20 protein-coding genes are annotated in these 21,685 nt (G+C 70.1%); 8 read left to right on the forward strand and 12 right to left on the reverse strand.

Going from position 1 to position 21,685, the window contains the following annotated elements:
- Positions 1-21 precede the first annotated feature (21 nt).
- Positions 22-999, reverse strand: coding sequence for a beta-ribofuranosylaminobenzene 5'-phosphate synthase family protein (locus tag FV226_RS14635; protein ID WP_147763498.1), 978 nt, complete (start codon positions 997-999; stop codon positions 22-24).
- A 356-nt stretch (positions 1,000-1,355) separates the two neighbouring features.
- Between FV226_RS14635 and FV226_RS14640 the strand changes: the two genes are divergently transcribed.
- The 6 genes from FV226_RS14640 (at position 1,356) to FV226_RS14665 (ending at position 6,832) form a co-directional block, all read left to right on the forward strand.
- Complete coding sequence (locus FV226_RS14640) at positions 1,356-2,384, forward strand: formyltransferase (RefSeq protein WP_147763482.1); 1,029 nt, start codon at positions 1,356-1,358, stop codon at positions 2,382-2,384.
- Positions 2,384-4,027 (forward strand): formylmethanofuran dehydrogenase subunit A, encoded by a 1,644-nt coding sequence (locus tag FV226_RS14645; protein WP_147763483.1) that lies wholly within the window; start codon positions 2,384-2,386, stop codon positions 4,025-4,027. Before FV226_RS14640 ends, FV226_RS14645 begins: the two co-directional genes overlap by 1 nt.
- 33 nt (positions 4,028-4,060) lie before the next feature.
- Positions 4,061-5,014: a formylmethanofuran--tetrahydromethanopterin N-formyltransferase gene (gene fhcD, locus FV226_RS14650; protein WP_147750987.1), complete on the forward strand. Its 954-nt coding sequence runs from the start codon at positions 4,061-4,063 to the stop codon at positions 5,012-5,014.
- Positions 5,011-5,805, forward strand: a complete 795-nt coding sequence (locus FV226_RS14655; RefSeq protein ID WP_147763484.1) for a formylmethanofuran dehydrogenase subunit C — start codon at positions 5,011-5,013, stop codon at positions 5,803-5,805. The genes fhcD and FV226_RS14655 overlap by 4 nt, the downstream gene beginning before the upstream one ends.
- Before the next feature lie 307 nt (positions 5,806-6,112).
- Positions 6,113-6,319, forward strand: coding sequence for a hypothetical protein (locus tag FV226_RS14660; RefSeq protein WP_147750985.1), 207 nt, complete (start codon positions 6,113-6,115; stop codon positions 6,317-6,319).
- Positions 6,320-6,436: 117 nt separating this feature from the next.
- The gene (locus tag FV226_RS14665) at positions 6,437-6,832 is read left to right on the forward strand and encodes a hypothetical protein (RefSeq protein ID WP_147763485.1); all 396 of its coding nucleotides are present in this window, start codon (positions 6,437-6,439) and stop codon (positions 6,830-6,832) included.
- A 7-nt stretch (positions 6,833-6,839) separates the two neighbouring features.
- On the opposite strand, the gene FV226_RS28015 is transcribed toward FV226_RS14665, so the two are convergent.
- From FV226_RS28015 to FV226_RS14715, 11 genes are all read right to left on the reverse strand, one after another.
- Positions 6,840-7,016, reverse strand: coding sequence for a hypothetical protein (locus tag FV226_RS28015; RefSeq protein WP_187273587.1), 177 nt, complete (start codon positions 7,014-7,016; stop codon positions 6,840-6,842).
- A 92-nt stretch (positions 7,017-7,108) separates the two neighbouring features.
- Complete coding sequence (locus FV226_RS14670) at positions 7,109-7,825, reverse strand: cache domain-containing protein (RefSeq protein ID WP_147763486.1); 717 nt, start codon at positions 7,823-7,825, stop codon at positions 7,109-7,111.
- A gap of 251 nt (positions 7,826-8,076) precedes the next feature.
- Positions 8,077-8,511, reverse strand: a complete 435-nt coding sequence (locus FV226_RS14675; RefSeq protein WP_147763487.1) for a heme-binding protein — start codon at positions 8,509-8,511, stop codon at positions 8,077-8,079.
- 163 nt (positions 8,512-8,674) lie between these two features.
- Complete coding sequence (locus FV226_RS14680; protein WP_147763488.1) at positions 8,675-9,649, reverse strand: CoA ester lyase; 975 nt, start codon at positions 9,647-9,649, stop codon at positions 8,675-8,677.
- A gap of 114 nt (positions 9,650-9,763) precedes the next feature.
- Positions 9,764-12,523, reverse strand: a complete 2,760-nt coding sequence (locus FV226_RS14685; protein WP_147750980.1) for a phosphoenolpyruvate carboxylase — start codon at positions 12,521-12,523, stop codon at positions 9,764-9,766.
- A 180-nt stretch (positions 12,524-12,703) separates the two neighbouring features.
- Positions 12,704-13,594: a succinate--CoA ligase subunit alpha gene (sucD, locus tag FV226_RS14690; RefSeq protein WP_147750979.1), complete on the reverse strand. Its 891-nt coding sequence runs from the start codon at positions 13,592-13,594 to the stop codon at positions 12,704-12,706.
- A gap of 29 nt (positions 13,595-13,623) precedes the next feature.
- Positions 13,624-14,796 (reverse strand): malate--CoA ligase subunit beta, encoded by a 1,173-nt coding sequence (locus FV226_RS14695; RefSeq protein WP_147750978.1) that lies wholly within the window; start codon positions 14,794-14,796, stop codon positions 13,624-13,626.
- Between the two features lie 233 nt (positions 14,797-15,029).
- On the reverse strand, positions 15,030-15,656 hold the full coding sequence (gene fchA / locus FV226_RS14700; protein WP_147763489.1) for a methenyltetrahydrofolate cyclohydrolase: 627 nt from the start codon (positions 15,654-15,656) through the stop codon (positions 15,030-15,032).
- A gap of 18 nt (positions 15,657-15,674) precedes the next feature.
- A complete protein-coding gene (locus FV226_RS14705; RefSeq protein WP_147763490.1) occupies positions 15,675-16,535 on the reverse strand; it encodes an NADP-dependent methylenetetrahydromethanopterin/methylenetetrahydrofolate dehydrogenase in 861 nt (286 codons plus the stop codon).
- Positions 16,536-16,746: 211 nt separating this feature from the next.
- A complete protein-coding gene (locus FV226_RS14710) occupies positions 16,747-17,685 on the reverse strand; it encodes a D-2-hydroxyacid dehydrogenase (protein ID WP_147750975.1) in 939 nt (312 codons plus the stop codon).
- A gap of 142 nt (positions 17,686-17,827) precedes the next feature.
- Complete coding sequence (locus FV226_RS14715) at positions 17,828-19,039, reverse strand: aminotransferase class V-fold PLP-dependent enzyme (RefSeq protein WP_147763491.1); 1,212 nt, start codon at positions 19,037-19,039, stop codon at positions 17,828-17,830.
- Between the two features lie 696 nt (positions 19,040-19,735).
- On the opposite strand from FV226_RS14715, the gene FV226_RS14720 reads away from it, so the two are divergent.
- Both FV226_RS14720 and FV226_RS14725 read left to right on the forward strand, forming a co-directional pair.
- Complete coding sequence (locus FV226_RS14720) at positions 19,736-20,557, forward strand: UDP-2,3-diacylglucosamine diphosphatase (protein ID WP_147763492.1); 822 nt, start codon at positions 19,736-19,738, stop codon at positions 20,555-20,557.
- A complete protein-coding gene (locus tag FV226_RS14725; RefSeq protein ID WP_147763493.1) occupies positions 20,554-21,624 on the forward strand; it encodes a glycosyltransferase family 1 protein in 1,071 nt (356 codons plus the stop codon). Before FV226_RS14720 ends, FV226_RS14725 begins: the two co-directional genes overlap by 4 nt.
- Positions 21,625-21,685: the final 61 nt, after the last annotated feature.

The following is a 21,685-nucleotide window of genomic DNA, read 5'->3' on the forward strand; positions in this document are numbered from 1 at the left end:
TAACGGGTCAGGCGTGACGAATCATGCGTCCGCGATCTCGGCGCCCGCGTTCCGGCCGCGCGCGATCAGGAAGCGCAGCGGGCCCGGCCGCGCCAGCCCGGCGACCAGGGCGTTCGCCTCGGCCTCCGAGGGCATCAGCGCGAAGCCGGTCGGGCCCCAGGAGCTCTGGCCGTAGCCGGCCACGCCCTGGTCCGCGATCGTCCGCAGCGCCTCGGCGACGGCGGGGCTCGCGTAGCGGCCGCCCTGGTGTGGGGCGAAGTGGTCGCCGATCAGCCGCTGGATCTGGGTGATGCCGGCGCCGAAGCCCTGGGGCTCGGCGAGCGCCGCGGCCGGCATCACCTGCATCAGCACGATCCGGCAGATTTCCGCGGCCTGGCGCTCGGGGAAGCGCGGCAGCTCGGCGAAGGCGCGCTGCTCGCGCGAGCCGTGGATCCCGGTGGCGCTCTCGTCCAGGATCAGCACCACGCGCCACGCCTCCGGATAGGAGAGCCGCGCGATCACCGGTGGTGGCGCACCGGTGGCGTCGCGTCCGCCGTCGACGATGATGCCGCCCTCGGTGAAGGCCGACAGGCCGACACCGGAGCGGTTGCCCCGATCGAGCGCGTTCGAGAAGTCTTCCGCCGAGAACGGCTTGCCGGAGAGCTTCGCCAGGGCCGCGGCGACGCTGAGCGCGAGCTGGGTGCCGGAGCCGAAGCCGGCATGGGCGGGGATCGCCTCCTCCACCCGGATCGCCACCGCCTCCGGCACGCCGAGATGGCTCGCCGCCGCCTGGACGTAGCCGCGCACGCGCGTCTCCTCCGGCCCGGTGACGCTCAGCGTCTCGGCCGCGGTCGCGGTCAGGCGCACGGCGGGGGCGTCGATCGCCAGGCCGATGCTGCCGAAGCGGCGGCCGAGGCCGCCATGCAGGTCGAGGAACCCGAAATGCAATCGCGCCGGCGCGCGGACGCGAACGGAACGCGACGCGGAGGCCCAGTATGGGCTGCGGGCGGATTCCGACATGTCGATGCCTTCCGCGATGCCTTCCGCGATGCCTGCCGCCTTCGCCACGCCGCCTCGCCCTGTCGTCGCTCCGAACCTCCAGGAATGGTCCGCGCGGAAGCCGGCTTCTCCCATGGAGGCGCCCCGCCGGGCAACCGCCTGACGGAGCCGGGCGCCCGCAAATCGCGGGCAAAGGGTTGCCTGCGGCGTGCGAGCGATGCAAACGTGCCTTCCAGCGCAGGCATTCCGAGTGCCGCCTGGGCGGGATCGCATCCCGTTCGGGCAGGCCATTCCGGCTTCGACGGCTTTTCCGCCGTCCTCCCCGGTCTTACGGCGACGATCTGCGACGCCTCAAGAAACGGTTCGGGTGAGGACGCATGACAGCCTGGGTGAAGGGTGACGCGACCGATGCGGAGGGCGCCATCGCGGCCGCCGCCGCTTTGCTCGCCGCCGCGCACGCACCGGTCTTCGCCGGCCTGAACGCCGACGTCGCCGCGATTCGCGCAGCCTACCGCCTCGCCGGCACGATCGGCGCCTCCCTCGACACGCAAGGGGCCGCCGGCACCTATGCCGACCTCGGCGCGCTCGCCCGCGTCGGCGCGATGACGACGACCCCGGCCGAGGCGCGCGGGCGCGCCGACGTGGCGCTCGTCGTCGGCGCGAAGGCCGAAGCCTCCGCCCTCGTTGCCGCCCTGCGCGGAGGCAAGCCGGTGCGCGGCCGGGCGGCCGGAGCCGACCGCCAGGTGCTCTCCGTCGGGGGCGCCTCCGCCGAGGCGCTGCCCTCCGACCTCGCCCTGCTCCGCGCCTACGCGAAGGGCCACCTGAAGGACGAGTCGCCGCTCAACGGGATCGCCCGCGTCCTCTACGCCGCACAGTACGGCGTGGTCCTGTACGACCCGGCCGAGCTCGGCGAGCTCGGCGTCGAGATGTTGCAGGGTCTGGTGCGGGACGTGAACGAGGTCACGCGCTGCTTCGCGCTCTCGCTCGGTGATTCCGACCAGGACCGCGCGGTCGTCCAGGTCTCGGCCTGGACCACGGGTCAGGCCCCGCGCACGGGCTTCGGCCGCAAGGTGCCCGAGCACGATCCCTGGCGCTTCGACGCCGTGCGCCAGGTCTCGGCCGGGGAGGCCGACGCCGTGCTCTGGCTCTCGTCGCTTCCGGCCGCGCGCCCCGATTGGCTCGGCGCCCTGCACTCGATCGCCATCGTCGGCGAAGGCAGCCCCGAGGCCGTGCCCGGCACCGCCGAGATCGTCATCGCGGTGGGCGTGCCCGGCGCAAGCGCGGACGGCGTCCTCTGGAACGAGGGCCGCGCGGCCCTGACCTACCGGCCCGGCGCGGGCGGCGGCCCGTCCGCCGCCGACGTGCTAGCGCGCATCGAACACCATATCGCTGGGAAGGATTCCTGATGCTGATCCGGATCCAGGGCGGCCGGGTGGTCGACCCCACGGCCGGCCGCGACGGCGTCGGCGACGTCTGGGTCGAGGACGGTCGCGTCGTCGCCCCCTCCGAGCGGACGCCCGACCGCACCGTCGACGCAACGGGCTGCGTGGTGATGGCCGGCGGCGTCGAGGTGCACTCGCACATCGCCGGCGGCAACGTCATCACCTCGCGGCTGCTGCTGCCGGACCTCTACGTCAGTGAGACGGCGCCGAACGGCCACCCCTTCGCCCATGCCGGCGGGGCGGCGGCCTGGATCGGCGCCGCCTACGCCAAGATGGGCTACACCACCGCCGTCGAGCCGGCGATGCCGCCGACCCACGCGCTGGCGACCCAGCTCGAGCTCGCCGACATCCCGCTCCTCGACCGAGGCGCGCTCGCGGTGATGGGCAACGACGACCAGCTGCTGCAACTCTTGCGCGACGGCGAGAGCAAGGACGCGATCCGCGATCTCGTGGCGCTCAACGTGGCACAGAGCCGGGCGCTCGGCGTCAAGTGCATCAACGCCGGCGGTGCCTCCGCTTTCAAGGATGGCGTGCTGAAGCTCAGCCTCGACGACGAGATCCCGGTCTACGGGCTCTCGACGCGCAAGATCATGGGCTCGCTTCTCGACGCGGTCGAGGAGATCGGCGTGCCGCACCCGCTGCACGTCCACTGCAACAACCTCGGCCTGCCGGGCGCCGACGAAAGCTTCGTCGAGACGCTGGCGGCCGCGGAAGGCCGGCGCATCCACTTCGCCCACGCGCAGTTCTACGCCTACGGCGCCGCCGACCCGGCGAACCCCGGCACCGGCGGCTTCCGCTCGGCCGCGCGCCGCATCGTCGACGCGATGCACGCGAACCCGCACGCGACGCTCGACATCGGGCAGGTGGTGTTCGGCCAGACCGTCACCGTCTCGATGGACATCCTGCGCCAGTTCGGCGGCCGCAAGGGCGCCAACCCGAAGAAGTGGGTGCTGAACGCGGGCGACGCCGAGGGCGGCGGCGTGGTGCCGTTCCTCTACAAGCCGCGCGGGCCCACGAGCTCGCTGCAATGGGCGATCGGCCTGGAGATCATGCTGCTCTCGAACGAGCCCGAGCGCACGATCCTGACCACCGACCACCCGAACGGCGGCCCATTCACCGCCTACCCGCGCATCATCCACCTGCTGATGGACAAGGAGGAGCGCGACCGCGAGATCGCGACCTTGCCCAAGGTGGTGCACGAGCGCTCCTCGCTGCCCGAGATCGAGCGCGAGTATTCCTTCTCCGAGATCGCCGAGCTGACGCGCTCCGGGCCGGCCAAGCTGCTGGGCATAGCCGACCGCGGGCACCTGCGCGACGGCGCGCGCGCCGACATCGCGGTCTACCGCGAGGACAGGAACCGCACCGCGATGTTCGCGAGCGCCAAGCTCGTGCTCAAGGACGGGGTGGCGATCGTCGAGGACGGCGAAATCGTGAACTGGCACGTCGGCCGTTCGCTCTCGCTCGTCGTCGAGTCCGACAAGGCGATGGAGCGCCGCACCGACGCCTACCTGCAGGACCGGTTCGGCCAGGGCCTCGACAGCTTCACTGTCCCGGATGCGGCCTTCCCCGAGGCCGATGTGTTCGAGGACGTGGCATGCCGGGCATGAACGAGCGGCTTCGCGTGAGGGACCTGAACCCGAATGTCTGACCTCACCCTCAACGGCATCCGCGTCGAGGACACCTTCGCGGAGGCGTTCGACGTCGCCGGCACCGCGATCGTCGTCACCAACGACACCGCGAAGTGGGCGATGATCGCCGCCACCACGATGACGGGCTTCGCCACCTCGGTGATCGGCTGCGGCGCCGAGGCCGGGATCGACGCCGAGCTCTCGCCCGAGGAGACGCCGGACGGTCGCCCGGGCGTGCGCATCCTGCTGTTCGGCTTCGAGCCGAACGGGCTGAAGGAGCAGCTCCTGAAGCGCGTCGGGCAGTGCATCCTCACCTGCCCCGGCACCGCGTGCTTCGCCGGCGTCGAGGGGCCGACCAAGATCAAGCTCGGCGGCGCGATCCGCTACTTTGGCGACGGCTTCGCCATCGCCAAGCGCCTGCCCGACCACACCGGCAAGATGCGCCGCTACTGGCGCATCCCGGTGATGGACGGCGAGTTCCTGTGCGAGGATTCGGTGCGCGCGGTCGACGGCGCGGTCGGCGGCGGCAACCTGCTGTTCCTCGGCCGCAACCACGCCGAGACCCTGAAGGTGGCCGAGGTCGCCGTGGAGGCCGCGAAGGCGATCCCCGGGGCGATCCTGCCCTTCCCCGGCGGCATCGTCCGCTCCGGCTCGAAGGTCGGCGCCCGCACCAAGGGCATGATGGCCTCGACCAACGACGCCTACTGCCCGACGCTGAAGGGCCGGGCCGGCTCGGCGCTGCCGGCCGAATGCGGCGTGGTGCTGGAGATCGTCATCGACGCGCTGACCTCTCAGGGCGTTTCAGATTCGATGCGGGCGGCGCTGCACGCGGCGACCGAGGTCGGCGCGCAGCACGGACTCGTGGCGATCACCGCGGGTAATTACGGCGGCAACCTCGGGCGGCACCATTATCGCCTTCGCGATCTGCTTGAAAAGAATCCTGCCGTGAAGGAGACCGAAGCGTGAGCGTCCTCTCCCTGCGGCAGGCGCCCCCCGAGCGCCTCGACCTCCTCGACATCGCCCCCGCGACCCTGGCCGCGCTGTCGCAAGGCGAGGCCGAGCGCCTGCCGATCGGCACGACCCGGCGCGGCCTCGTCCTCGGCGACTGCTTCCAGGTGTCGCTCGACGGCGGCGACAGCCTCACCATCGAAGGCGGTCACGAGCGCCTCGACCGCGTCGGGGCCGCGCTCGGCCAGGGCACGATCCGCGTCGTCGGCGATGTCGGGCAGCGCCTCGGCGAAGGCATGGCCGGCGGCACGCTCACCGTCACCGGTAACGTCGGCCCGTATGCGGGCACCGGCGCGACCGGCGGCACCATCACGATCGAAGGTGATGCCGGCGACCATGCCGGCGGCGCGGTCTACGCGGCCAAGGCCGGGCTCGACGGCGCGACGCTGATCGTCAAGGGCACGGCCGGCCGCCACCTCGGCGACCGCATGCGGCGCGGGCTGATCCTCGTCGAGCGGGCCGGCGACCACGCCGGCTCGCGGATGATCGCCGGAACGATCGCGGCGGGCTCCGTCGGCGACCACCCCGGCTTCGGTATGCGCCGCGGCACCCTCCTTCTCGGCAGCCACGGCCGCCTGACGCCGACCTTCGTCGAGACCGGCACTCACGACCTCGTCTTCCTCCGCCTCCTGGCACGCTCGCTCCAGCGCCTCAGCCCGCGCCACGCCGAGATCGCCGCCGGCCCGCTCCGCCGCTACTCCGGCGACCTCGCGACGATCGCCAAGGGCGAGATCTGGGCGGCGGCTTGAAGTGCGGCCCCTCTCATGGAGGGGCATGTCGCATTCACGCCGCGTCGAACGCCTCCGCCGTGGCGACTGGATCGCAGGTCACGCAACGTGGCCCCCTCTCCCGAACGGGAGAGGGGACCCGCGTTCGATCCGGCGACGCATTGGGATACGTGAAGGCGAGCCTCCGAATGGGCGGATGAGCCGCGCTGGACATGCGGTGATTCGCGTCGGCGCGCCGCGAGATATCTCCGTTTGCCGTGCCGCGGCGGCGCCTTAAGGTCGTCGCAACCCGGCCACGGAGCCGGGACGATGCGAGGACGCCCCGCCGATGCTGATCCTGCTGTCCGCCTGCCTGCTGTCGCAACCGACGCAGTGCCACGACGACCAGATCCCGATGTCCTACCAGGGCACCAACCCGTTCATCTGCCTGCGGCACGCCCAGAGCGTGCTGGCCGAATGGCAGGCGGCCCACCCCGAGCTCCACGTCGCGAAGTGGCGCTGCGCGGTGCGCGGAACGGTGCCGAGGGACCTGTGAGCGGCGTCCGCCGAAGCTGAACGGTTGCCGACCCACGCGCTCGCGCACGGTTCAGACTCGGTCGATCATCCTCCGGACTTCGATGGCCGCCGGCCACGCACTCCGCGAGGACATGTCGTGTCGCTTCTCCGTTTTCGTCTGGCCGGGCTCTGCGCCTTGGCGCTTGCCGGCCAGGGCCTCGCCACCGCCGCGCGGGCCGCGGACTTCGACGGTCCCTATCCGCCGCGCCCGCCGGAATACGCCGAGCCCGCGTATCGCGAGCCGCCTCCCCCGCCGACGTTCCGCCGCCCGCACTTCACGGTCGGGCCGGACTTCGAGCCGCCCGAACGCTGCCGCAGCTTCGTGAAGCGCCGAATCGACGCGTACGGCGAGGAGGTTTTGCGCCGGGTTCGCGTCTGCGACGAGCCCGGCGGTTACGACGAGGGTCCACGGCGTCGGCCGGTGTTCTACGACCATCCGCCGCGTCCGCCGGCCGACATCCCGGATCGCGAATGGGGCGGTCCGCGCTGGTAGCCGGGCGTCAGGCGCGGATCGGCGCCTTCTTCAGCGCTGCGGCGAAGGCCTTGAGCTGGCGGTTCAGGTCCGCCAGCTCGTTCAAAGCGATGGTCTTGTGGCCGTCCTTGACGGCGCGCTCGATGTCCTCGACCTGCGAGGCGGCGAGGCGCCGGAGTGCGGTGGCGACTTGGTCACGGGTCAACGGCGCCTCTCCCGGCACGACGCTTGGGGGAGGTTCGGTGATAGGTCGACAGGCTTAACCGTTGGTGTGCGGGCCGCCTGCCGAGGCGCGGATCAGTCGTCCGGCGCCGTCGTCGGCGGCGCCAGGGCGGCCTGCGCCGCCTGCAGCCCGGCGCGGGCCTTCTCCATCGCCGCCGCCTTCGCGCCGGCCTCGGCGTTCAGCGCTTCGAGGAAGGCCGTCCAGTCCTCACGCAGCGCGGGAGGCATCGCGCCGTCCAGCCGGTCGCGTAGGTGGGTGGCGCGTGCGCCGGGGCTGTCCGTCGGCGCGGCCGCATCCGACTCGTAGATCCCGACGCCGCAGACCTGGTCGCCGGCGCGGGTGTAGTAGGTGGTCTTCGGAAGCGCGACGGTGCTGCCCGGCTTCGGAAAAAGGTAGCGGATCGCTGAGACCTGTCCCGGCGCCGCCGTCTCCATCATCGTGCGGATGAAGTAGGTGCCGTCGCTGTCGTGCAGGTCGCGCACGTTCTGGCCCTGCAGGACCGGGTTGGGGTGGGCACTCATCACCCCGTCCGGCCCGACGCAGAACACGTAGGTGTCCGCGGTGCGGAAGCCCGCCTCGCCCTTGGTAAAATGCGCGAGCGCCGCCGGCTTGTCGGCCGCGAGCGCGGCGACCACGTGCTTCAGCATCCATTTGGCGCTCGCTTCCGCACCGACGTCGCCACAGGACGTCGGCGCCTCGCCGTCGCCGCAGGCGCGGGCGCCCTGGGGCGAAGCCGCCAGCCCAAGGGCGACGAGGAGGGTCAAGGCGAAGGTCGAACGGAACGGTCCCATCGGTCGTGCCTCGACGGTCGAGCGGAGGCACCTGCGCGGCGAAGGCACCATCGCAAGGGAGCCTCGCGCAAAGGAGCCTCGATTCGTCCGGCCGACGACTGTTCACCGTCGGCCTGGACCTGCTGATCGACAGCTTCCATCGATTTTTTCAAATCTTCAAGCTCGAAATGCAGGCATCGCGCGGCCGAAAAACAATGCATCGTCTTCGACGGCGCCACCCTTCTTAAGAAGGGCGGCGCCGCCTGCTGGGATCAGGTCCGCCAGGGGTGGGCCGGAAGCGCGGTCTTGCCGATCGCGCTGGCGCCGGCCTCGGCCACCGCGTGGTCGTCTTCGACGGTCGAGCCGCTGACGCCGATGGCGCCCGACATTTTGCCGTCCGCGTCGACGATCGGGATGCCGCCGGGGAAGGTGATCAGCCCCTCGTTCGAGTGCTCGATGCCGTAGAGGGGCTTGCCCGGCTGCGACAGCGCGCCGATCTGGCCGGTCATCATGCCGAAGAACACCGAGGTCTTGGCCTTCTTCTGGGCGATGTCGATCGAGCCGACCCAGGCGCCGTCCATCCGGTAGAACGCCTTCAGGTTTCCGCCGGAATCGACGACCGCGATGCACATCTGGGTGCCGAGCTCGGTCGCCTTGGCCTTCGCGGCAGTGATCGCGGTTTCCGCCTGCTCGATGGTGACGTGCATGGTGTTCTCTCCCTGTTGGCGCCGCCAGGCCGGGGCGCGTCGTCCCCGCGGGGTCGGCGGGGATACCAATCGACAACGGCCGGGTTTGCGCCCGGTGCCGAAAACGAGGACGGCCGCCCCGGATGGTCCGGAGCGGCCGCGGATTGATCGACGTCTGCGGTCCTTACTTGGCCGACATCGCGTTGGCCTTCTCGATCAGCGCCTCGGCCATGCGGATCGAGGCGATGTCGATCAGGCGGCCGTCCAGCGAGACGGCGCCGCGGCCTGCCTTGGCGGCCTCTTCCATGGCCACGAGGATGCGGCGGGCCTTGGTCACCTCGGCTTCGGACGGGGTGAACACCTCGTTGGCAAGGTCTATCTGCGAGGGGTGGATCGCCCACTTGCCCTCGTAGCCGGCCGACGCGCAGCGGCGGGCAGCGGAGGTGTAGCCGTCGGGATCGGAGAAGTCGCCGAACGGGCCGTCGATCGGGCGCAGGCCGTAGGCGCGGCAGGCGACCAGCATGCGCTGCTGGGCGAACAGCCACGGGTCCTGCCAATGGGTCTCGCGCTTGCCGCTCTCGTCCTTGTCCGTGAGCACGCTGTAATCGGGGTTCACGCCGCCGATGACCTGGGCGCGGGCGCGACAGGAGGCGGCGTAGTCGGCCACGCCGAAGGACATCGCCTCGAGGCGCTTGGAGGAGGTCGCGATCGCCTCGACGTTGGCCATGCCGAGCGCGGTCTCGATCAGCACCTCGAAGCCGAGCTTCTTCTCGCGCTTCTTGGCCTGCTCGATCTGCGTCACCAGTACGTCGATGGCGTAGACGTCGGCCGGCACGCCGACCTTGGGAATCAGGATCATGTCGAGGCGCGGGCAGGCTTCGACGATGTCGACGACGTCGCGGTACATGTAGTGGGTGTCGAGACCGTTGATGCGGATCATCATGGTCTTCGTGCCCCAATCGATGTCGTTGAGGGCTGCGATGATGTTGGTGCGGGCCTTCTCCTTGTCGTCCGGCGCGACCGCATCCTCGAGGTCGAGGAAGATCACGTCGGCGTTCGAGGTGGCCGACTTCTCCATGAAGGTCGGGTTCGAGCCGGGCACGGCGAGCTCGGAACGGTGGAGCCGCGGGGTGGCCTGCTGGACGAGGGTGAAGCTCATGGGTCTCTCCTGATAGGGTGGATGTCGTCGGAGCGCGGGCGCAGCTAAGGGGCCCGCGCGTCGTGTTTCAACATGGGCCGCGTCGCACCGCGCGACAGGCCCGGCGGAACGTATTCAGCCGGTGGCGCCGAAGCCGACGGCGATGCAGTTGATCGAGAGTAGCAGGGCGGACTTCACCGCCTCGCGCTTGTCTTCGTCGGCCTCGGCGCGGAAGCGGCGCAGCAGTTCGACCTGCTCGCGGCCGACCTGGTTGATCGTCGGCAGGCGCCCGGTGAGCCTGTCGCGGAACAGCGGCGCGCGCTCGGCCAGCTCCCGGCCGCCGGTGATCCGCAGCACCATCTCGCGCGTCAGCGCGTACTCGGCCTCGATCATCCCGAAGATGCGCTCGCGAATCTCGGGGTCGGCGACGAGGCCGGCGTAGTCGCGGGCGATGCCGAGGTCGACCATCAGCAGCGTCTTCTCGACCTCGTCGAGGATCAGCCGGAACAGCCGGCATTCCTGGAACAGGCGCTTGAGCAGCGCCTCGCCTGGGTCGCCGCGCACGTCGAGGAAGCTGCGGATGCCCGATCCGACGCCGTACCAACCGGTGACCACGTGACGGTTCTGCGCCCAGGCGAACACCCAGGGGATCGCGCGCAGGTCGCTCAGCGACTTCGCGCCGAAGCGCCGCGCCGGTCGCGAGCCGATGTTGAGCAGCGCGATCTCGTCCAGCGGGCTCGCCGACTGGAAGTAGTCGACGAGGCCGTCGGCCTGGAGAAGGTTGACGTAGGCCGCGCGCGAGGCGCCCGACAGCGCCTCGAGGGCGTCGTCGAACTCGTGCCGGGGCTGGTTCGCCCGCTGCCGCTCGGATTGCAGCGCGTGCTCGAACACCGAGGCGGCGAGCAGCTCCATCTGGTAGGCGGCGGTGCCGCGGTTGGCGTACTTGAACGAGACCACCTCGCCCTGCTCGGTGGTGCGGAAGCGGCCGTTGATCGAGCCCGGCGGCTGCGCGTCGATCCCGCGCTGGGTCGGCACGCCGCCGCGGCTCACCGAGCCCCCGCGCCCGTGGAAGAAGGCGATCGGCACGCCGGCTTCCTTGCCGAGCGCCGTCAGCTTGGACTGCGCCTTGTACAGCTCCCAGTTCGAGGCGACGAAGCCGCCGTCCTTGTTCGAATCCGAGTAGCCGATCATCACCTCCTGCACGCCGCCCTGCCAGCGGGTGGAGCGGCGCACCACCGGGACGGCGATCAGCTCCTTCATGATCGCAGGCGCCGCGCGCAGATCCTCGATGGTCTCGAACAGCGGCACGATCGGCAGCGGGCAGATCTCGGTGCCGGCCGCGTCGAGGTAGAGCCCGGCCTCCTTGGCCAGCAGGTACGCGCCGAGGATGTCGGGGACGGAGCGGGTCATCGACAGGACGAAGGCGCCGAAGGCCTCGCGGTCGAGGGTGTCGCGCATCTCGCCGACCAGTGCGAAGGTGGCCAGGGTCTCGCGGGCGTCGTCCGGCAGGCCCTCGAAGGAGGTCTCGCCGGTCCGCGGTCGCGCCAGCTCGGCGACGAGCCAGGCCTTCCATTCCGGCGTGTCGAGGTCCGGCGGCGCCTTGCCGCCGTTCTGGCGAGCGTAGAGCGCGTGCAGGGTCTTGGTGGTGCGGGTGGTGTTCTCGCGCAGGTCGAGCCGGACGGTGGAGAACCGGAAGATCTCGACCATCCGCCGCACCGGCCGCACCAGGTCGGTGGCGAGCGAGGTGCACTTGGCGTCCGAGAGTCCCTGCTCCAGGGTGCGCAGGTCGTTGATCAGGCCGTCGGCGCTCGGGTAGTCCGGGCCGTTCGCGCGACCGCCCTCGTTGCGCCGGATCGTCGCCTCGAGCTTGCGCAGGATGCAGGACAGGTACTGGCGATAGGCCTCGCCCGGGTTCCGGCCGGCGATCGCCTTGGCGTCGCCGCTCTCGGACAAAGCCCGCGCGAGCTCGGCCCGGAAGGTCTCGGGGACGGGCATCGAGCGCTCGGTGAGCGAGAGCACACGGCCGAGATGGAGCACGCCGTCGCGGTAGCGCTTGAGCGAGGCGAGCGCGTTCCACTTCAGCGTCTCGCGGGTGACGCTCGCGGTGACGTAGGGGTTGCCGTCGCGGTCGCCGCCGATCCAAGAGCCGAACTGGAAGAAGGCCGGCACCTCGAACTTCTCGTCCGGGTAGTACTGCGCCAGCGACTCCTCGAGCGAGTAGACCACCTCCGGCAGCATCTCGAACAGGGTCTCGTCGAAGAAGTGCAGGCCCCAGGAAACCTCGCGCTCGACGGTGGCCTTCTCCAGGTGCAGCTCGCCGGTCATCCAGACGAGCTCGATCTGGTCGCGCAGCTCGTTCATCAGGCCGTTGCGCTCGCGCGTGGTCCAGCGCGGCAGTTCGAGCTCGCGCAGCACGAGGTAGATCCGCCGGAACTTCTCCAGCACGGTCACGCGCTTGCCCTCGGTGGGGTGGGCGGTGATCGTCGGGCGGATGCGCAGGTCCTTCAGCAGCGCATGGATCTGATGCGCGGGGATGCCGCTCGCCGAGGCCTCGGCCAGCACCTTGGCGAACGAACCGCCGAGGGCCGAGCGGCCTTCCGTGCGCTCGACGTGCCGGCGCCGGCGCATGGCGACGTTCTGCTCGGCGATCGACAGCAGCTGGAACCAGATGCCCTGCACCTGGAGGGCGCGGGCCAGCATCTCGGGCGTGAAGGTCGAGATGTCGGCGGTTCCGTGCAGCACCGCCTCGAGTTCGGGCTCGTGCCGGCGCGCCACGTCGAGCAGCGCGTGGAACAGGATGTCGAGCGCCTCCTTCGACGAGGTGCCGGTGATCACCGGCGGCGCGAAGGCGTTCTCTTCGGCATGGCTGAGGGACGCGTGGAGGGTCTTTGGCATCGGATCAAGCCACCTGGGGCGGATGTCGTTCTGGCGGGGGTGGCACCGCGCGGCCCCCTCTCCCGTCCGGGAGAGGGTTGGGGTGAGGGATGCAGGTCCATCCGGCGAGGGCATCCCCCTCATCCTGTCCCTCACCGGACGGGCGAGGGAACTCGCGCTTTCAGGTTCGCGCGTCGAGCGTTACGCCGCCCGGCGCATCACCTCGGCCACGGTGTCGCCGAACGAGCCCGGGTCCGGCGCCACGGTGAGGCCGTAGGAGCGCATGATCTCGGCCTTCTCGGCGGCGCTGTCGCCGGTGGCGGAGATGATCGCGCCGGCATGCCCCATGCGGCGCCCCTTCGGCGCCGTGAGGCCGGCGACGAACCCGATCACGGGCTTGGAGAAGTTCGCCTTGATCCAGGCCGCGGCCTCGGCCTCCTGCGGGCCGCCGATCTCGCCGATCATCAGCACCGCCTCGGTCTCGGGGTCCTGCTCGAACAGGGCGAGGTGGTCGAGGAAGGACGATCCGTTGATCGGGTCGCCGCCGATGCCGACCGAGGTCGAGATGCCGATGCCGTGCGCCTTCATCTGCGAGGCGGCCTCGTAGCCCAGCGTCCCCGAGCGCGAGATCACGCCGACGTTGCCCTTCAAGTAGATGTGGGGCGGCATGATGCCGAGCATCGACTTGCCGGGCGAGATGATGCCGGCGCAGTTCGGGCCGACCACCATGGTGCGGCGCTCCTTGGGGTAGCGCATCAGGTAGCGCTTCACCCGCATCATGTCCTGGGCCGGGATGCCGTCGGTGATCGAGCAGACCAGCTTCAGCCCGGCGTCGGCCGCCTCCATGATCGCGTCCGCGGCGAAGGGCGGGGCGACGAAGGTGATCGAGGTGGTGGCGCCGGTGGCCTCGACCGCGTCCTTCACGGTGTTGAACACCGGCAGGCCGAGATGGGTCTTGCCGCCCTTGCCGGGGGTGACGCCGCCGACGACGTTGGCGCCGTACTCCTTCATCTCCTTGGCGTGGAAGGTGCCCTTGTCGCCGGTGATGCCCTGGACGATGATCGGGGTGGTCTCGTCGATGAGAATGCTCATGGCGGGTTCCTTCGCTTATCTCACGGACGTCAGTGCTTGGTGCCGTCGCAGGCTTCGACGGCCTTGCGCGCGGCGTCCGACAGGGTCTCGGCGGTGATCAGGTCGAGCCCGCTCTCGGCGAGGATGCGTTGCCCGGCCTCGACGTTGGTGCCGGCCAGCCGCACGATCAGGGGCACCTCGATCTTCACCTCGCGGGCCGCCTGGACCACGCCCTCCGCGACCCAGTCGCAGCGGTTGATGCCGGCGAAGATGTTGACGAGGATCGCCTTCACGTTCTTGTCCGAGAGGACGAGGCGGAAGGCGGTGGCGACGCGCTCAGGCGAGGCGCCGCCGCCGACGTCGAGGAAGTTCGCCGGCTCGCCGCCCGCGTGCTTGATCATGTCCATCGTCGCCATGGCCAAGCCCGCGCCGTTGACGATGCAGCCGATCTCGCCCTCGAGCCCGATGTAGCTGAGGTTGTGCTCGGCGGCCTGGGCCTCGCGCGGGTCGCCCTGCGACGGGTCGTGCATGTCGGCGATGTTGCGACGCCGGAACATCGCGTTGTCGTCGAACGACATCTTGGCGTCGAGCGCCAGCACGCGGTCGTCCTTGGTGACGACGAGCGGGTTGATCTCCAGCATCGTGCCGTCGCAATCGCGGAACGCCCGGTAGGCGTTCATGATCGTCTTCACCGCGGCCGAGACCTGCTTGATGTTGAGCCCGAGCTGGAACGCGATCTCGCGCGCCTGGAACTGCTGCAAGCCGACGGCCGGCTCGACCACCACCTGGATCAGCGCCTCGGGCTCGTTCGCCGCGATCTCCTCGATGTCCATGCCGCCGCGCTGCGAGGCGATGACGCGGACGCGCTCGGCCTTCCGGTCGAGGACGTAGCCGAGGTAGAGTTCGCGCTCGAACGGGTCGGCGGTCTCGACGTAGACCCGTTGCACCGGCTTGCCCTCGGGCCCGGTTTGCAAGGTGACGAGGCGCTTGCCGAGAAGCTCGCGGGCTGCGTCGCGGACCTCGTTGTAGGTCCGGCACAGCTTGATTCCGCCGGCCTTGCCGCGGGCGCCGGCATGGATCTGCGCCTTCACCGCCCAGAACGAGCCGCCGAGCTCGGTCGCCGCGTAGACGGCCTGGTCGGCACTGAAGGCGACGGCACCCTTGGGAACCGCGACGCCGAAGCTCGCGAGCAGTTCCTTGGCCTGGTACTCGTGCACGTCCATCGGGCGCCTCCTTCCGTATTGTTCTTCGATACGGTTCTACGCCCTCATTTTACTTTGGGGGAGGCCGATGCCGCATCAAATTTTTTTGCATTCTCGTTGAGTTCGCCTTGATCGGCGAAGGAATGCTTGGATTGTGCTTGCTGCGACGCAGCATATCGCGGCCGCGACGGGTCGCGAACCACGCGGCATCGGATCGACGGCTTCCGTGAGAACGCCGCCGACCCGGACGCGCCTCAGTTCACCTTGGCCTTGACCACGTCGTAGACCTTCTCGTTGAGGTCGCCGGCGTCGCCGAGCAGCCCTTCGAGTTCCTTCAGGCGTGCGTCCGCGAAGTCGCGGTCGTCGAGACCCTTCGCGTTGACGTAGACGTTGAGGGCGGCGCTGCGCAGGCCGGCATGGGCCGAGAGCACGGCCACGCCCGCATCCGAGATGACGTTGAGGTTGCCCTTGTCGGCCACCACCTCGGCGAGGTCGATCACCGCGCGGCAGGCGCGGCAGCAGGCGAGCGGAACGTCGGTGGCGACCTTGAGCGCCGCCTGGATCTTCTCCGCCCGGGCGGCCTTCTCCTCGTCGGTCGCCTTCGGGAGCCCGTAGGCGCCCATCACCGCGTCGAAGGCGGCGACGTCCTCGGCGATCATGCCGGTAAGCTGCGCCCGCAAAGCCTCGGACTGCGTGAGCATGTCCTTCAGCTCGGCCTCGACCTCGACGTACTTCTTCTTGCCGATGGTGAGGTTGCACACCATCGAGACCAGGGCTGCGCCCATGGCGCCGGAGATGGCGGCGGCACCGCCGCCGCCGGGGGTCGGGGCGGCGCTGGCCAGCCCGTCGAGGAAGGTGGCGATCGTATCGTGCTCGGCCATGCGCCCCACTCCCTTTGTTCAGGCCATCTTCTTGGCGAGGGCGTAGATCTCCTCGGCGTCCAACACCTGCTCGGTGCTGTCGAAGAGCTGCCCGACGCAGGCGCGGTGGAGCTTCAGCTTGAGGCCGCCGATCCCCAGCGCGCCGAACGACTTCTTGCCGTGGCGATCCTTGCCCTTGTCCATGGCGTCGATGCCGCCGAAGCCGAGCGGCGGCTGGGCGTTGTAGTCGGCCACGAACTCGATCGAGGCCTCGTCCTTCCAGGCCGATTCGGGCAGCAGCTCGATGCCGATGGCGCCGGCCGAGAACACGAGGTTCTTGCCCTTGACGATCTCGGCGCGCGAGGCCTCGTCGGGGGTGGCGGCCGCGGTCACGGCGACGCCGAAGCGCTTGTTGACGGCGTCGGCCGCAGCCTGTGCCCGGTCGAGCTGGCGGGCGGCGATGACGACCTCGGCGCCTTCCTTGGCCAGCAGCGCGGCCGAGCGCATGCCGACGGGGCCGGTGCCGGCGAGCACGACGGCCTTCTTGCCTTCGAGCGAGCCTGCGGCCTTCGCCACCAATGCGACGCCGGCTGCGGCGGTGGTGTTCGAGCCGTTCGAATCGAGCATGGTCGAGACGCGGAACGGGCCGAAGAAGCGTTTCTTCACCGCGGCGAGAACGGCCTCGCCGGCCGCCATGTTGCCGCCACCGACGAAGATCGCCGTCGACTTCTTCTCGGAGCCGCCGCGGGTGTAGATCGTGCCGTCGACCAGCGCCCCGACGTTCTCCGGGGTCACGCCTCCGTAGCCGGTGATGTGGTCGGCGCCGCCGTCGTAGCCGACGACCGTGTCGAACACGGACGGCATCGCATCGGTGTCGAACAGGAACAGAAGCTTCTTCATGGTGCGTCCTCTCGTCCGCGTCTCGGCGCGGCTGGCGTTTGGTGTTGAATTCGAGGTTCGGGCGCCCTCCGCCGCGACGTCATTCCGGGGCGCCGAAGGCGAGCCCAGAATCCAGAGCCGCGGATGCGGACGGTTGGAACAACCCCTGCGTGTCTAGATTCCAGGCTCCGCTTTGCGGCCCCGCGGTGAGACTTCCGACGCGCGGCGGGGCCTAGACCACGTTCTGCGGCGTGCCGGCGACGTAGGCCTCGACGTTGTCGACGAGCTGGTCGGCCAGGATCTGCATCGCTTCCTTGCTCGCCCAGGCCACGTGCGGCGTGACGATGAGGTTCGGCAGGTCGAGGTCGCACAGGATGTTGCCGTCCTTGGGCGGCTCCTGCACCACCACGTCGAAGCCGGCGCCGCCGATCGTGCCGGCCTTGAGCGCTTCGGCGAGCGCCGCCTCGTCCACGAGGCCGCCGCGAGCGGTGTTGATGAGGATGGCGTGCTTCTTCATCTTCGCCAGCTGCTCGGCGCCGATCATGTTCCGGGTCTCGGGCGTGAGCGGCGCGTGCAGCGTGATCACGTCGGACTGGGTCAGGATCGTCTCGAAGTCGACGAGGCCCTCCTGCGGGAAGACGTCGTAGGCGATGACCTTCATGCCGAGCGCCTCGGCCCGCTGGCCGATCGATTTGCCGAGCGCGCCGTAGCCGACGATGCCGAGCGTCGAGCCGGCGATGTCGTGGATCGGGTAGTCGAAGTAGCAGAATTGGGTGGACTTGTTCCAATCGCCCCGGCGCACCGAGTTGGCGTACGGCACGATCGCCCGCCGCAGGGCGAAGATCAGCGCGATGACGTGCTCGGGCACGGTGTTGAAGGCGTAGTTGCGGATGTTGACGACGGTGATGCCCTGAGCCTTGGCCTGGGCCTTGTCGACCACGTCGGTGCCGGTGGCGGCGACCGCGATGAGCTTGAGGTCGGGGAGCTGCTTCAACGTGTCGGCGCGCATCGGCACCTTGTTGATCAGCGCGATCTCGGCGCCGGCCAGCCGGGAGACGATCTCCTCCGGCGTCCAGGTCGAATCGTATTCCTTGTAGTCGTGCGGGAAGTTGAACGGCCGGACCGTGGCGTCGAGGGACTCGCGGTCGAGGAATACGATCTTCTTCGTCATGGAACGCCTTTCATGCGACGGCCGGATCGGGTCTCAAGCCCGCGACGCGTCGGCCGCGGCGATCCCGATCCGGTTCGAGATGATCCCCTCTCGTCCGGGTGTGCGTGGGGGCGTCGCCGCCCCCGCGCGATGGCCTTCGTCGTCAGCCGCGGGAGAGCGGGTTTTCGCGCAGGTAGCTCGACGCCGCCGCGACGCCCGAGCCCGGCGTGACGTGCACGCCGCAATCGATCATCGCCATCTCGGCGCCGGCGATCGCGCCCAGCAGCGACAGCTCGTTCAGGTCGCCGAGGTGGCCGATGCGGAACACCTTGCCCGCGACCTGGCTGAGGCCTGCGCCCAGCGAGAGGTTGTAGCGGTCGTAGGCGTGCTTGATGATCTTGGCTGCGTCGACGCCCTCGGGCGCCAGAATCGCCGTCACCGTGTCGGAGTTCCACTTGGGCTCCTTGGCGCAGGTCTTCAGGCCCCACGCCGCCACGGCCTGACGGGTCGCCTCGGCGAGCACGTGGTGGCGGTGGTAGACGTTGTCGATGCCCTCTTCGCGGATGCACGTCAGAGCTTCGCGCAGGCCGTAGAGCAGCGGCAGCGGCGGGGTGTAGGGGAAGTAGCCGGTGGGGTTCTGCTTCAGCTGGTCCGACCAGGCGAAGTAGACGTGGCCGAGACGGTCGTTGCCGCCCGCGCCGCCGCCCTCGGAGATCTTGATCGCCTTGGCGCTGGCGCAGAGCACGCCGAGGCCGGCCGGCAGCATGAAGCCCTTCTGCGAGCCGGCGATGGCGCAGTCGACCTTCCATTCGTCCATCTTGAACGGCAGCGAGCCGATCGACGAGATGCCGTCGACGAACAGCAGCGCCGGGTGGCCGGCGGCGTCGATCGCCTTGCGGACGGCGCCGATGTCGCTGGTGACGCCGGTCGCCGTCTCGTTGTGGACGACCATCACGGCCTTAATCTTGTGGTCGGTGTCGGCGCGCAGGGCCTCACCGATCTTCTCCGGGTCCGCGCCGGTGCCCCAGGCCTCGTCCTGCACGATCACGTCGAGCCCGAGGCGCTGGGCCATGTCGACCCAGAGGTGGCTGAACTGGCCGTAGCGGGCCGTCAGGACCTTGTCGCCGCGGCAGAGGGTGTTGGCGAGCGCCGATTCCCAGATGCCGGTGCCGGAGGACGGATAGAAGATGATCGTGCCGGCCTCGGAGCCGAACACGATCTTGGCGTCCTGGAACAGGGGCTTCACCAGCGCCGGGAAGTCCGGCGAGCGGTGGTCCTCCGAGGGGACGTGCATCGCGCGCAGCACGCGGTCCGGGATGTTGGTCGGGCCGGGAATGAAAAGGTGGTTGCGTCCGGGGCGCCGCGTTGCAGCCATGGGTGTGTCCTCCGATTACCAAGATACGTTGGCCGGCAAGCCGGCGTCAGGAACGATGCGCCGGCAGGCGGCGCATGGGCGTGTGGTGATCCGTGGGCGTTCTGGCGAGCGGTGTGCCGAACCGGCGCGGCCGGAAGCGCGCGGGAGGGCTGTCCCGCGCGGAACTTCCGCTTCGTCGGTCGGTCGCATCGCCGGGCGATGCGGAGCGGCGGAACGGTCTTGCACCGCTCGCGGTCGCGGCATGGATCCATGCCGGTCGCCTCCGATAGCCTTCGTCTTCCTTGCGTCGGCCGTGCCCGGTGCGCAAGCCGCTCGACGCGGATCCTGCACGCCGGAATTCCGACGACCTTCGGCACTGTCCTCCCCGTCGTCCCGCCCCGGGCCACGATTCAAGTCGACCCGTCCGGCCGCCCCGCCACGAAGGCGAGGCCGGCCGCTCCGGTCGGCGATCCCTTGGCCGTCTCCGGCGCCCGCCTTTCGGCAGGTGATCGCTTTGCATCCATTATGGACACCGAAGCCTCACAAGCAAAACTGGAAAAACTTCCCGGATGGCGAAAAAAAATTGTCGTGCACTGCAACAATCGCGCGAACGACCATTGTGTTGCTTGCTGCATCGCAGCATCGAACGGACTCCACCGTCATCAAACTGAGACGCGTTTCCGGTTTGGCTCGGCCGAAGACCGCCGGGAGATGCTCGTGGCCGACGACACGGAAGGGACGACCCGCGTCCGCAGCCTGTTCCTCTCAGACCTGCACCTCGGCACCCGTGGCTGCCAGGCCGGGCTGCTGCTGGACTTCCTGAAGGACTACGACGCCGACACGCTCTACCTCGTCGGCGACATCGTCGACGGCTGGCAGCTCCGCTCGGGCTGGTACTGGCCGCAGGGGCACAACGACGTGGTGCAGAAGCTGCTGCGCAAGGTGCGCAAGGGCTCGAGCCTGGTCTACGTGCCGGGCAACCACGACGAGTTCCTGCGCAACTACATCGGCACCACCTTCGGCGGCATCGAGATCGCAGAGAGCCGCATCCACGAGGCGGCCGACGGGCGGCGCTACCTCGTGATCCACGGCGACCAGTTCGATATGGTGGTGCGCCACGCCCGCTGGCTCGCCCACCTGGGCGACGGCGCCTACACCGTCGCGCTGTTCGTCAACACCGGTCTGAACAAGCTGCGCCGGCGGCTGGGCCTGTCCTACTGGTCGCTCTCGGCCTGGGCGAAGCTGAAGGTGAAGAACGCGGTCAACTTCATTGGCGCGTTCGAGACCTTCCTCGCCGACGAGGCCCGGCGCCAGGGTGCCGACGGGGTGATCTGCGGCCACATCCACCACGCCGCCGACCGGCGCATCGACGGGTTGCGCTACCTCAACACCGGCGACTGGGTCGAATCCTGCACCGCCCTCGTCGAGCATTACGACGGCCGCATGGAGGTGCTGCACTATCCGACCATCCTCCGAGCCCGCGCGGCGGAGGCCGAGCGTGCGGCGCTTCCGGCGCCGGACCGCCGGGCCGTCGCGTGAGGCTGCTCGTCGCGACCGACGCCTGGGCGCCGCAGGTCAACGGCGTGGTGCGCTCGCTGGAGCGTATGGCCGAGGCCGCTCCCGCGCGCGGCTTCGAGCCGTTCTTCCTGACCCCGCGCGACTTCCGCTCGCTGCCGATGCCGGGCTATTCCGAGATCCGCCTCGCCCTCGCCGGCGCCCGCGGAATCGGCGTGGCCTGGGAGCGAATCGACCCGACCCACGTGCACATCGCCACCGAGGGCACCATCGGCCACGCGGTGCGCCGGCTCTGCATCGCCAAGGGCCGGCCCTTCACCACCAGCTACCACACCCGTTTTCCCGAATACCTCGCCGCCCGCGCGCCGATCCCGGAGGCCTGGAGCTACGCCTGGTTGCGGCGCTTCCACCGAGCCGCCAGCGGCACGATGGTCAGCACCGCCTCCCTCGAACACGAACTCGCCGGTCGCGGCTTCCGCAACCTGATGCGCTGGACGCGGGGCGTCGACACCGAGCTGTTCCGCCCGGCCGAGGCGGACGCGTCGCCGCCCAAGGCGCTCGACGGCTTGCCGCGCCCGATCTTCCTATTCGTCGGCCGCGTAGCGGTGGAGAAGAACGTCGCCGCCTTCCTCGGCCTGGACTTGGCCGGCAGCAAAGTGGTGGTCGGCGACGGGCCGGACCGCGCCCGGCTCGCGGCCGCCAACCCGCAGGCGCGCTTCCTCGGCACCCGCACCGGCGCGGAACTCTCCGCCCTCTACGCCGCCGCCGACGTGTTCGTGTTCCCGAGCCTCACCGACACCTTCGGCATCGTGCTGCTCGAAGCGATGGCCTGCGGCCTGCCGGTGGCGGCCTACCCGGTGACCGGCCCCCTCGACGTCGTCGCCGGGACCGGCGCCGGCGTGCTCGACGCCGACCTGCGGACGGCGTGCTTGGCCGCGTTGGAGATCCCGCGCGCCCAATGCCGCGCCGAGGCACTGCGGCGGACATGGGCCGAGAGCGCCCGCCAGTTCTTCGGCAACATCGAGAGCGCGCACGCCCACGCCGCCGACCTCGCCCTGCCGGCAGGCGCCGAGGCGGCGCTGCTCGGCTGACGGGGTGACGGGCCGAACGAGGAATGCGAAGGGTCGCGGCCCCGTGGAGACGCGACCCGCC

This window comes from Methylobacterium sp. WL12 (assembly GCF_008039475.1).
GTDB lineage: Bacteria > Pseudomonadota > Alphaproteobacteria > Rhizobiales > Beijerinckiaceae > Methylobacterium > Methylobacterium cerastii.

Excerpts from the sequence above, each read along its gene's own strand:
- fhcD (WP_147750987.1), top strand. The coding sequence starts at position 4,061 with ATGTCTGACCTCACCCTCAACGGCATCCGCGTCGAGGACACCTTCGCG.
- sucD (WP_147750979.1), bottom strand. The coding sequence starts at position 13,594 with ATGAGCATTCTCATCGACGAGACCACCCCGATCATCGTCCAGGGCATC.
- FV226_RS14695 (WP_147750978.1), bottom strand. The coding sequence starts at position 14,796 with ATGGACGTGCACGAGTACCAGGCCAAGGAACTGCTCGCGAGCTTCGGC.
- FV226_RS14715 (WP_147763491.1), bottom strand. The coding sequence starts at position 19,039 with ATGGCTGCAACGCGGCGCCCCGGACGCAACCACCTTTTCATTCCCGGC.
- FV226_RS14705 (WP_147763490.1), bottom strand. The coding sequence starts at position 16,535 with ATGAAGAAGCTTCTGTTCCTGTTCGACACCGATGCGATGCCGTCCGTG.
- FV226_RS14710 (WP_147750975.1), bottom strand. The coding sequence starts at position 17,685 with ATGACGAAGAAGATCGTATTCCTCGACCGCGAGTCCCTCGACGCCACG.
- FV226_RS14660 (WP_147750985.1), top strand. The coding sequence starts at position 6,113 with ATGCTGATCCTGCTGTCCGCCTGCCTGCTGTCGCAACCGACGCAGTGC.
- FV226_RS14685 (WP_147750980.1), bottom strand. The coding sequence starts at position 12,523 with ATGCCAAAGACCCTCCACGCGTCCCTCAGCCATGCCGAAGAGAACGCC.
- FV226_RS14640 (WP_147763482.1), top strand. The coding sequence starts at position 1,356 with ATGACAGCCTGGGTGAAGGGTGACGCGACCGATGCGGAGGGCGCCATC.
- FV226_RS14645 (WP_147763483.1), top strand. The coding sequence starts at position 2,384 with ATGCTGATCCGGATCCAGGGCGGCCGGGTGGTCGACCCCACGGCCGGC.
- fchA (WP_147763489.1), bottom strand. The coding sequence starts at position 15,656 with ATGGCCGAGCACGATACGATCGCCACCTTCCTCGACGGGCTGGCCAGC.
- FV226_RS14635 (WP_147763498.1), bottom strand. The coding sequence starts at position 999 with ATGTCGGAATCCGCCCGCAGCCCATACTGGGCCTCCGCGTCGCGTTCC.
- FV226_RS14670 (WP_147763486.1), bottom strand. The coding sequence starts at position 7,825 with ATGGGACCGTTCCGTTCGACCTTCGCCTTGACCCTCCTCGTCGCCCTT.
- FV226_RS14680 (WP_147763488.1), bottom strand. The coding sequence starts at position 9,649 with ATGAGCTTCACCCTCGTCCAGCAGGCCACCCCGCGGCTCCACCGTTCC.
- FV226_RS14675 (WP_147763487.1), bottom strand. The coding sequence starts at position 8,511 with ATGCACGTCACCATCGAGCAGGCGGAAACCGCGATCACTGCCGCGAAG.